This is a genomic window from Fortiea sp. LEGE XX443, from assembly GCF_015206815.1.
Taxonomy (GTDB): domain Bacteria; phylum Cyanobacteriota; class Cyanobacteriia; order Cyanobacteriales; family Nostocaceae; genus Nostoc_B.
Window position 1 is genome coordinate 1 of the sequence record NZ_JADEXZ010000115.1, and the last position, 11809, is coordinate 11809.

The 11809-nt window shown below is 40.7% G+C and carries 7 protein-coding genes and 1 pseudogene; 5 read left to right on the top strand and 3 right to left on the bottom strand.

The genetic code is table 11. The annotated features are described in order from the left end of the window. Positions 1–196: pseudogene (locus tag IQ259_RS25635) on the top strand (IS630 family transposase); the annotation flags it as partial. Between the two features lie 180 nt (positions 197–376). On the opposite strand, the gene IQ259_RS25640 reads toward IQ259_RS25635, so the two are convergent. Next, positions 377–2104, bottom strand: a complete 1728-nt coding sequence (locus IQ259_RS25640) for a succinate dehydrogenase/fumarate reductase flavoprotein subunit (protein WP_193888814.1) — start codon at positions 2102–2104, stop codon at positions 377–379. Between the two features lie 190 nt (positions 2105–2294). Beyond that, complete coding sequence (locus IQ259_RS25645; RefSeq protein ID WP_193888815.1) at positions 2295–2612, bottom strand: hypothetical protein; 318 nt, start codon at positions 2610–2612, stop codon at positions 2295–2297. Between the two features lie 1140 nt (positions 2613–3752). Between IQ259_RS25645 and IQ259_RS25650 the strand changes: the two genes are divergently transcribed. The 4 genes from IQ259_RS25650 (at position 3753) to IQ259_RS25665 (ending at position 10020) form a co-directional block, all read left to right on the top strand. Then, positions 3753–4991 (top strand): sedoheptulose 7-phosphate cyclase, encoded by a 1239-nt coding sequence (locus tag IQ259_RS25650; RefSeq protein WP_193888816.1) that lies wholly within the window; start codon positions 3753–3755, stop codon positions 4989–4991. Beyond that, positions 4988–5821, top strand: a complete 834-nt coding sequence (locus tag IQ259_RS25655; protein ID WP_193888817.1) for an O-methyltransferase — start codon at positions 4988–4990, stop codon at positions 5819–5821. Before IQ259_RS25650 ends, IQ259_RS25655 begins: the two co-directional genes overlap by 4 nt. Before the next feature lie 3 nt (positions 5822–5824). Continuing rightward, the gene (locus tag IQ259_RS25660; protein WP_193888818.1) at positions 5825–7210 is read left to right on the top strand and encodes an ATP-grasp domain-containing protein; all 1386 of its coding nucleotides are present in this window, start codon (positions 5825–5827) and stop codon (positions 7208–7210) included. Between the two features lie 152 nt (positions 7211–7362). Next, positions 7363–10020: an amino acid adenylation domain-containing protein gene (locus IQ259_RS25665; RefSeq protein WP_193888819.1), complete on the top strand. Its 2658-nt coding sequence runs from the start codon at positions 7363–7365 to the stop codon at positions 10018–10020. 42 nt (positions 10021–10062) lie between these two features. On the opposite strand, the gene IQ259_RS25670 is transcribed toward IQ259_RS25665, so the two are convergent. Continuing rightward, positions 10063–11706, bottom strand: coding sequence for a metallophosphoesterase (locus IQ259_RS25670; protein ID WP_370568079.1), 1644 nt, complete (start codon positions 11704–11706; stop codon positions 10063–10065). Positions 11707–11809: the final 103 nt, after the last annotated feature.

Consider the following 11809-nt stretch of genomic DNA (forward strand, 5'->3'; position numbering starts at 1 on the left):
CTTTGCTCCTAACTGCCCATCCCAAAATCCTATAGAAGATATTTGGTTACAAGCAAAAACCTGGGTTAGACGTTTTTGCGCTTTAATTCCAACATTCTCTCATTTAAAGTGGATGTTTGAGTGGTTTCTCCGAAACACTACCTTTGATTTTCTCTCTCTCCAGATGTACGGAGCTTTTTCAGAAATCAAATACTAGTCCTATATATTAAAAATATTCACCTGAGCTTGATCAAGCACAAAGAGAGATAAGGTAAAGCAATGCTTTACCCTATCTCCAAAGTATAAATTTACCAAATTCAATTTCTCCAACTCTTATTCTCTGTGCATCTGCGTGATACAAATTCATATCTTCACTCAGCAACATTCCAAAACCAAGCTAATATTTGCGCTCTTTTGGCTCAAACATATTAATCACCACTGGGCGATATTGAATATCAATACCTGCGGGTGAATAGTAAGCCATCGTATGTCTGAGGAAGTTTACATCATCTCGCTGTGGGTAATCTTCGCGGAAGTGTGCGCCGCGGCTTTCTTGGCGATTTAGGGCTGACGCTAAAATAGTTTGCCCAACTACCATTAAACTCCGCAGCTCTAAAGCTTCTACAAGTTCAGTATTCCAGCAACTACCTTTATCGTCTAAAAAAACCTGAGTATATTTTTGCTGGATTTCTGTGATTTTTTGCCAACCTTCACTCATTAATGCTTCGGTGCGGAAAACACCGCAAAATTCAGTCATCGCATCTTGGAAGGCTTGACGGACTTGGTTAATCCGATACTGTCCTGGTTGTTCTAATAAGGCTTGGATTTCTTGTTGGGCTTCTGTGATGTAACGTTGCTCATCTATAGAAGGTAATTTACGTTGCTGTACATATTGAGCGATCGCCGCCCCAGTTCGTTTACCATAGACTACACATTCTAATAGAGAGTTACTACCTAAACGATTTGCGCCATGAACGGAAACACAAGAGGTTTCCCCAGCCGCAAAAAAACCATCAACTAAACCATCATCACTACTGCGGACTTGGCCATCAGTATTTACAGGTATACCACCCATACAATAATGAATTGTCGGGCGGACTGGCATTGGTTGAGTCACCGCATCAACGCCGACTAAGCGGTGTGCTTCTTCCCAACAGAAGGGAACGCGACTCATAATTTTTTCTTTACCCATGTGGCGTAAATCGAGATAGACGAAAGAGCCGCCAGCACTACCATCGGGATGAATACCACGCCCAGCCCGAATTTCGTAAGCGATCGCGCGTGAGGTAATATCACGGGGGGCTAGTTCCATGCGACTGGGTGCATAATTTGCCATGAAGCGATCGCCTTCGCTATTAATGAGATACGCCCCTTCTCCCCGTACTGCTTCGGAAATCAGCACGCCGACGGGATACAAACCTGTAGGATGAAATTGGACAAACTCCATATCTTCTAAAGGTAAACCTGCGATCGCTGTCATCGCCAAACCATCGCCTGTAGAAGCGTAATCATTCGATGTGGTGTTATAAACGCGACCATAACCACCCGTGGCAAACATTACAGCTTTTGCCCTTACCACCTCGATATGCCCATCCAATAGGCGATACATCACCACACCCTTAGCCTGACCTTCTTCCAATATCAGGCGCATTACGTACCACTCTTGATAAATCTGCACACCGTAGCGCCGCAAATTATTTACTAATTCATGCAAAATTGCGTGACCAGTCTTATCAGCAGCGTAACAAGTGCGGTTGTGGGAATGTCCGCCAAACGCCCTTTGGGCAATACGACCATCGGGTAAACGCGAGAACAAAACCCCCATGTGTTCCAAGTCAATCACCACATCAGGCGCTTCCTGGGCGAGAATTGCCACTGCATCTTGATCTGCCAAGTAATCTGAACCCTTGACAGTATCAAAAGCATGTGCTTCCCAAGAATCTTCAGCATCAACATTTTTGAGTGATGCAGCCATCCCACCTTGGGCTGCAACCGAGTGAGAACGGATAGGGTGAGTTTTAGCAACCACAGCAATATTTAAACTGGGGTCAGTGCGGGCAATTTCCACAGCCGCACGACATCCCGCCAATCCGCCCCCGATAATAATTACATCATGTTCCAGCATAACTAGCCCCCGACTGCAAAAAGCTGCTGTTCTATTGTAGAGATGCGATCGCTAAAGCCGCATGTAGTGCCGAATACTATTACATCTCTACAAAAAAATACCCTGCCTAGAGACAGGGATGAAAACTTTTATTTTGGATCATGAGAATACTGATGAAACCATCTAACCAAATTTTAAATTTGAAATTCTTTCAACTCGTAGCTTGTACAGGTCTTTGCTGAGAGACATTACCTGGTATAGGTTCGGTCTTTGTTCTCGGTTCTATAGCAATTAGTTCTATATGATTTAACAATGTAGTTACAAAAGCAAACAGTAAGAAAGGCAGCGATAGCAGAACAATTAAACCTACTGTTGCTAAAGCATATACTGGTCGTTTAGCACCCATCAACGCCAAGGCTGATGCCAAACTGAGTGTAATTGTAATCAGCCAAACAATAATTTGACCATAGATATCACCAAAAGTCAGGGTACAGACAAACCGATAGTTTTTAATATCACCCATGTTCATCACATTCGCCTCAAGTCTCTTCTATAGGTTCTACGTTAGAGCCATGTTTGTATACAAAACAATTTCTAAATATTTTTGCAATGTTTGTAATATCACTTTACAATTTAGCTCTTTGATTGTCAGGTGTTGGAATCGGGCGTTACATTAAACACACTTAAAAGAAAGAATTTGACTGTTGACTTGGGTCTAGGTGCAATCTTTGGCAAAAAATGTTATGTTTAGATATGTGAAGCTAATTTTAAGCTATTAGGGTAGTCATCATGTCTGCTCTAAGTGACCACAGCCTGATCGCTAAATGCTAAAAGTCCTTTACTTACTTGGACTCAGAGTAGTATTCTGGGCTTAAAAATAGCATTAAATATGTAAATTTTTGTTACGATTCTTTATTAAAATTTTAAGTTACAGTCAAAAGTCACAACCCTTTTGCGGCAAACACAAAACCAAGACGTTAAGTTTTCAGCGTTTCATTTTAATGCGAATAACTTTTTGAAGTTGCATTCGATGTGACCATAACCTGCCTCTTTTTTAAGTGAAATAGAGCTTTTATTTTACTATTTATTGATGTAGTCATTGCTAAATTGTGATTGAAATTGAGCATCACTTAATCATTTGCATTAGAAATAAAAAGCAAAAATTAAAAGGACTGAATAGCCTTGATTTCACAAGGGTTTACATAAGTTTTTCATATATTTTCCATAGGTAATTTTCAAAAAATCGATCCAATTATGGAAAAAGGATGGTATGTTAATAAATGTGAAGGAGATATTAAAAAATTTCAGTAATTCAATATGCTGCCGCAAATATCATTCACAAAATGCGGTACTAGCAGCCATTTTACATGTCTGTAATCTAGTACCCAAGAGCTAAAAACCGCAGAAAATTCATGCTAAATTTCTGCTCAGACTTACAGGAAACATAAAATTTAACCAGGACTTAACATAATCATGTAATTCACTTAAATATTGCGCTGTAGTCATTTGGCGCACCACTTTGTCATGAGTTCAGTTTTGGTAATTATCACAAGTTTCTTGGTGTCACCTATTTTGTTTACAGTATTTTAGGTGTGGTGTCTGCTGCGATTTTCATGAATTATTGCTAACAACAACAATAGTTTATTTCTTGTATTGAAAGGACAAAAATATGAGCATCGTTCAAGGTAAATTTGAAGCTACAGAAGCAGCTTTTCACATAGAGGGTTACGAAAAAATTGAATACGACTTAGTTTATGTAGATGGCGTTTTTGAATGTAAAAATTTTCAACTAGCAGATATCTACAAAAATTTTGGACGATGCTTGGCTGTAGTTGATGCTAATGTCAGTCGTCTCTACAGTACCAAGATTCAAAAATACTTCCAATATCACGGCATTGACCTTACGCTTTTCCCAATCACGATTACCGAACCAAATAAAACTATTCAAAGTTTTGAGCAAGTTATAGATGTCTTTGCAGATTTCAAACTAGTTCGCAAAGAACCCGTTTTAGTAGTGGGTGGTGGCTTGATTACGGATGTTGTTGGTTTTGCTTGTTCTGCATATCGTCGCAGCAGCAATTATATACGTATTCCTACTACATTAATTGGATTAATTGATGCTAGTGTTGCGATTAAAGTAGCAGTTAACCACAAGAAGCTGAAAAACCGTCTAGGTGCGTATCACGCTTCCCGCAAAGTTTTCTTAGATTTTTCCTTCCTGGGTACTTTACCAACAGACCAAGTGCGTAACGGTATGGCGGAATTAGTCAAAATCGCCGTAGTTGCTCACAAAGAAGTATTTGAGTTGTTGGAGAAGTACGGGGAAGACTTACTGCATACTCATTTTGGCAATCTTGATGCAAGTGATAAAACCCAAGAAGTAGCTCATCAAGTCACCTACAAAGCCATCAAAAAGATGTTGGAGTTAGAAGTACCCAACCTCCACGAATTAGACCTAGATAGGGTAATTGCTTACGGCCACACTTGGAGTCCGACATTGGAACTTGCGCCGCATATACCCATGTTCCACGGTCATGCAGTCAATATTGATATGGCTTTTTCTGCCACCATTGCGGCGCGTAGAGGTTACATTACCACACAAGAACGCGATCGCATTTTAGGATTGATGAGTCGCATTGGTCTAGCACTAGACCATCCTCTTTTGGATGTAGAGTTATTATGGCGTGCTACTCAATCAATAACTCTAACTAGAGACGGTTTACTTAGAGCTGCAATGCCAAGACCAATCGGTGAATGTCACTTCGTCAATGACCTGACAAAAGAAGAATTAACAGCCGCTTTAGCTGAACACAAAGAACTTTGCAGCAGCTATCCTCGTGGTGGTGAGGGTGTAGATATGTACCCCCTCAGCAGCCAGAAAGAACTCGTAGGGAGTGCCAAATCATGAATAATTTGATAGCATCACCGACAGCTAGACCTGTCACACCCTTGGGAATCTTGACCAAGAAGTTAGAAGCCGTTGTTCAAGAAGTAAATCAACGCCAAGATTTACCTGCTGATTTGGTAGCTGAAATTAACCAAGCTTGGGAGTTAGCAGCAGGTATCGACCCTTATCTCGAAGAATGCACCACCCAAGAATCAGCCGCCTTGACTTCACTCGCCAAGACAACTGCACAAGAAGCTTGGGATGAACATTTTACAGCAGGTGCAATTGTGCGTCCTCTAGAACAAGAAATGCTGTCTGGTCATATAGAAGGACAAACTTTAAAAATGTTTGTTCACATGACGCAAGCGCAAAAAGTTTTAGAAATCGGGATGTTCACTGGTTATTCAGCTTTAGCAATGGCGGAAGCCTTACCTCAAGATGGTGTATTGGTAGCTTGTGAAGTAGACCCTTACGCAGCAAAAGTTGCACAGAAGGCTTTTCAGCAGTCTCCCCACGGTGCAAAGATACGGGTAGAATTAGGTGCAGCCTTAGCAACCTTAGAGAAATTAGCGGCGGCTGGAGAAACTTTTGACTTGGTATTTATCGATGCTGACAAAAAAGAGTACACAGCTTACTTTCAAATGCTGCTGGATACCTGTTTGTTAGCACCGCATGGGTTTATTTGTGTGGATAACACACTCCTACAAGGAGAGGTGTACTTACCTGCACAAAAACGTAGCGTTAACGGTCAAGCGATCGCTGAATTTAATCATACCGTAGCCCTCGACCCCCGTGTTGAACAGGTTTTACTTCCCCTGCGCGATGGTTTGACAATTATCCGCAGAGTGTAAACTATGACACAATCTATTTCCTTTGACTCCTCACCTGCTACGCAATCTCTAGGTTTAGAGACGAAAATAGCCGCAATTATCCAAAACATTCTGACTTTGGCTTTGCTATTATTAGCATTGCCAATTAATGCCATCATCATTCTTATATCTTTGTTTTTGGGTGCTATTTTGCGTCCCAAAACTGCGAAAACCAGCAACCCCAAAAATATCCTCATCAGTGGCGGTAAAATGACCAAAGCTTTGCAACTAGCAAGGTCATTCCACGCGGCTGGACATCGGGTTGTGCTGCTGGAAACCCATAAATACTGGTTAACTGGCCATAGATTTTCTCAAGCGGTGAATAAATTTTATACAGTTCCCGCGCCGCAGAAAAACTCAGAAGCCTATATCCAAGCCTTAGTAGATATAGTCCAACGAGAAAACATCGATGTCTATGTTCCCGTCACCAGTCCAGTCGGGAGTTACTACGACTCCCTAGCCAAACCAGAGTTATCGCGTCATTGCGAAGTATTTCATTTTGATGCAGATATCACCCAAATGCTGGATGATAAATTTGCACTAGCAGAAAAAGCGCGATCGCTTGGGTTATCAGTACCCAAATCCTTTAAAATCACCTCTGGCGAACAAGTCATCAACTTCGACTTTTCCGACGAGACGCGCCAATACATCCTCAAAAGCATTGCTTACGACTCAGTACGGCGTTTAGACTTAACCAAACTTCCCTGCGCCACCCCAGAAGCAACAGCCGCTTTCGTCAGAAGTTTGCCAATAAGTCCCGAAAAACCGTGGATTATGCAAGAATTTATCCCTGGTGAAGAATTTTGCACTCACAGCACTGTTAGGGATGGGGAACTAAGACTACACTGCTGCTGCGAATCATCAGCATTTCAAGTCAACTATGAAAACGTAGAAAACCCTCAAATAATGGAATGGGTGAGGCACTTTGTCAAGGAACTCAAGTTGACAGGACAGATTTCCTTCGACTTCATCCAAGCTGAAGACGGTCAAGTATACGTCATCGAGTGTAACCCCCGCACACACTCAGCAATTACCACCTTCTACAACCACCCCCAGGTTGCACAAGCCTATCTGGGAATAGAACCAATAGGTGAAACCTTACAGCCATTAGTAACCAGCAAACCAACTTACTGGACTTATCACGAAGTCTGGCGTTTAACTGGTATTCGTTCCTTCACCCAGTTGAAGAAATGGATGCTAAATATTTGGCGCGGAACTGATGCAATTTTACAGTTAGATGACCCCCTTCCCTTCTTGATGGTGCATCACTGGCAAATTCCTCTGTTGTTGTGGAATAATCTCCGTCAACTTAAAGGTTGGACACGGATAGATTTTAATATCGGTAAATTGGTGGAATTGGGAGGAGATTAAGAATTTTTATTTCACGCAGAGACACGGAAGCGAGGAGGAGAGATCAAACCCTGTTTCTTTATTCTTACTCTCTGCGTCTCTGCGCCTCTGCGTGAGTAAATCACCCCCCAATTTCACAAAGCCGTTAACCGACATTCTTCCCCTCATCAAAAATGCAAACCACACAAATAAATCTCAACGCCACACAAAGAGACTACGACCTATCTCAAAGCTTACATGAGTTATTTACAGCGCAAGTAGAACGCACCCCCAACGCCATAGCTGTAACATTTGAACAGCAACAAATAACATATCAAGAATTAAATACTAAAGCCAACCAACTAGCACATTACTTACAAACACTAGGAGTCAAACTAGAAACATTAGTTGGTGTTTGTGTAGAACGTTCCTTAGAAATGGTTGTGTGTTTATTGGGAATTCTCAAAGCTGGCGGTGCTTATATACCCATTGACCCAGAATATCCCCAAGAACGCATAGCTTATATGCTAGAAGATTCTCAGGTCAAAGTATTACTAACTCAAGAAAAATTACTCACTCAAATTCCTCAACATCAAGCTCATACTATTTGTATAGATACAGAATGGAAGAAAATTTCCACACAACCAAATACCAATCTTGAGAGTGGCGTGAAACCAGATAATCTTGCTTATGTTATCTACACTTCTGGTTCTACTGGTAAACCCAAAGGTGCAATGAACACCCACAAAGGTATATGTAATCGCCTACTGTGGATGCAAGAAACTTATCAAATAAATTCTACAGATAGAGTCTTACAAAAAACACCATTTAGTTTTGATGTGTCTGTTTGGGAATTCTTCTGGACTTTATTAACAGGCGCACGGTTAGTAATTGCTCAACCGGGAGGACATCGAGATAGTAGTTATCTTATTAATCTGATTATTCAAGAGCAAATCACTACTTTGCATTTTGTCCCCTCGATGCTACAAATATTTTTGGCTAGTCGTGGTGTCGAAAAATGCACTTCCATTAAGAGAGTAATTTGTAGTGGCGAAGCCTTACCTTTAGATTTACAAAATAGATTTTTTAAGCGTTTGGACTGCGAATTACATAACTTATATGGGCCTACAGAAGCCGCCATTGATGTCACTTTTTGGCAATGTCAGAAAAACAGTAATTTAAAAACTGTACCTATTGGTCGTCCCATCGCTAACACCCAAATTTACATCCTCGATGAGGATTTACGGCCTGTTGATTTCGGTGCGATCGCTGAAATTTATATTGGTGGTGTAGGTGTAGCGCGTGGTTATCTCAATCGTCCAGAATTAACTAAAGAAAAATTTATTCCCAACCCATTTAAAAATTCAAAGTTTGCATCACAATATCTCTACAAAACTGGTGATTTAGCTCGTTATTTACCAGATGGTAATATTGAATATATTGGTAGAACCGACTATCAAGTAAAAATCCGAGGCTATCGCATTGAAATTGGCGAGGTTGAAAATGTTCTCGCTTTACATCCGCAAGTTAGAGAAGCGGTAATTATTGCGCGTACTGATAACACAGCAGAGAAACAACTAATTGCTTATATTACCTATAATTCCGAAAAACCAACACTCAATAGCCTGCATCATTTTCTGAAATCACAGCTACCTGATTTTATGATTCCCGCCGCTTTTGTGATGTTGGAAGCTTTACCTTTAACTCCCAGTGGGAAAGTAGACCGCAAGGCTTTACCACAACCCGATATTTCTCATTTCAGTGAAAGTAATGATTTTGTTGCTCCTCGTAATCAGGTAGAAGCGCAATTAGTCAAAATATGGTCAGAGATTTTAAATTTACCACAGATAGGGGTAAAAGATAACTTTTTCGCTTTAGGTGGTGATTCACTCAAAGCACTGCATTTAATTTCCCGAATAGAACAACATTTTGCTAAAGAAATACCTCTAGCAACATTGTTAACAAATCCAGTTATTACAGAGTTAGCAACAGTTATTCAAGACTCTAGTATTCAGATTCTTCATTCACCTTTAGTCCCAATTCAACCACAAGGTAATCAGCAGCCTTTCTTTTGTATTCATCCTGCTGGTGGTCATGTTTTGTGCTACTTCAAATTAGCTCATTACATAGGAAATGAACAACCATTTTATGGCTTGCAAGCTCAAGGTTTTTATGGAGACGAAGAACCCTTAACAAGCATTGAGGAAATGGCCAGTCTCTACGTCAAAACTATTTGTGAATTTCAAACCCAAGGTTCTTATCAAGTTGGTGGTTGGTCATTTGGGGGAGTTGTAGCTTATGAGGTAGCACAGCAGCTAAAAAGGCAAGGAAAAGAAGTATCTTTGTTAGCAATACTTGATTCTTATGTCCCGATTTTATTAGATAAACAAAAACCAATTGATGATGTTTATTTAGTTGGTGTACTTTCTAGAGTATTTGGGGGAATGTTTGGTCAAGATAATTTAGTTAAGCCTAATGAAATTCAGCATTTAAGTGTAGAAGAAAAAATTAACTATATTATTGATAAAGCCAGACAAGCTAAAATCTTTCCTCCTGGTGTAGAACGTCAAAACAATCGCCGCATTTTGGATGTCTTAGTGGGAACTTTGAAAGCTACTTATGCCTATAAAAGACAGCCATATCCTGGAAAAGTGACTGTTTTTAGAGCCAGAGAGAAACATATTATGGCTCCCGATCCAACTTTAGTGTGGGTAGAGTTATTTTCTGTGATGGCGGCTGAAGAAATCAATATTGTTGATGTGCCTGGAAATCATTATACGTTTGTTTTAGAACCTCATGTAGAGGTTTTGGCACAACATTTAAAAGCTTGTCTTGATGAAGTTATGGTGTAAATGCGTAATAGAAATTTAGCAGAGAATGGGATGATGTATTGCTTATTTCAAGTTAAATTCATCAAATTTTACAACTTCTGCATCAGGTTTGCGCGTATCAAAACGGTAGCTACTAATTTTACCTGTGCCTGTATCGAAGATACTAAAAACGGTGATATTATTACTAGCGATGTAAGGCATAGGCTTACCATCTGTACCTAATATAGGCGCGATAGTTGGCACTACTGGCTCTAAATCATTGGGGTCGCCAAGTTCGACATACTTCTCTTGATAACCTGTTGGGACTTCTCGCTTTCTTTCACCCCACGCTGCACCATAAGTATTACCAACATTTGATGTTTCTAAAAAGTGCATTCCACTAGAACTAACAAAGCGATTCCATAAATGGGAGTGTCCGTAAAATACTAATTGCACGTTAGCTGCTTCTAGTAAGGGGACAACATCACGAATAATGTAGTCGGCGTTTAGCGGATATTCATAACGCACAGATGTAATTTTGTCTTGCTGATTGCGATCGATGATTTGCACTGGGTCGGTGTAGGCGGGGACGATATTATCGCCCAGGGTGTGGGGTGGATGATGGAACATCACCACTTTATATTTTGCTTGTTGAAATTCGGGACTGTTGAGTTCTGCTGCTAACCAATTGTACTGCGTACTACCTTTAGCGATTGGCTCATAAATTAGCTGCCCATAACCCCAATTCTCAGGATTATTTAACTCTTGTGCTGCTTCTCGATATCTACCTGTATATTTTTCGTCTAATTTGGGAATTCGCCACATATTTGTGATGTACAAAACTACTAAACGCACATCACCAAAACTGACTGCATAATATTTTTTTCCGCCTGCTTTACTTTGAGGTAAGCTCAAAATTTCTTCGTAAGTATTTGTATTAAAGGAATTATCGATTAAAGATTTGCCGCTATAAAGTTTTTGAGCAACAGCGCGGGGAAATGTATCATCAAATTCATCGTTTAAATTATCTTTTCTCGCCAAGCGTCCCATGACTTCATGATTACCGATCGCAGTATACATGGGTGCATGTTGAATTATTTGCCCGCCAGTGTAGGTAACTTGAACACCATCATGCTGCATTTCATATTTGGCGTGACCTTGCAAGCCTGGAAATAAAGCATTCCCACGATTATCATCAAACCATTCCGAAGCGCGATCGCTCACATTAATTAAATCACCAGCAAACCACACTGCATCTACTCTACCCACTGTCTCTACGACTTTTTGTAGATTAGCTGCGGTCATGGGTTTGAGTTGATGGTCAGAAGTTAAGAGAATTTTTAGTGGTGTACCTGGTTCAGGTTTGGCTGCAAGGGTAAATATGTCGCTGATGACACTTTCACCATCTTCTCGCATACTGGTAACGCGATAGTTTACCCTGACACCTGGCGTTAACCCTGTCACCTCAGCTTCGTGTCGCCAAATATCACGCTTTACAGGTTGTTGATAAACTTGTCCGTCTTGGGTTTGGTTTCCGACTCTTGATTTTTGGTCTTCGCGTGTGCGGCTAAGTTTAGTTGTAGTCGCTTTAGCAGTTTGCTGCAAATCTTCACCGTAGGCAACTATATGCTTAGTACCCACAAACTCAGTAAACCACACTACTCTTACTGATGTTGCTGTTGGCAGCTGCAAAAATGGATCTGTCAGCAGTTGAGGTGCTGCGGTCATAATGGTTTGCCCAAATGAATGCACGCTTACCAAGGTAAAGCATAGAACAAACAGAAGTATAGGCGTTAGCAGTTTTATTAGAGGCAGGGGGCAGGGGGAACGG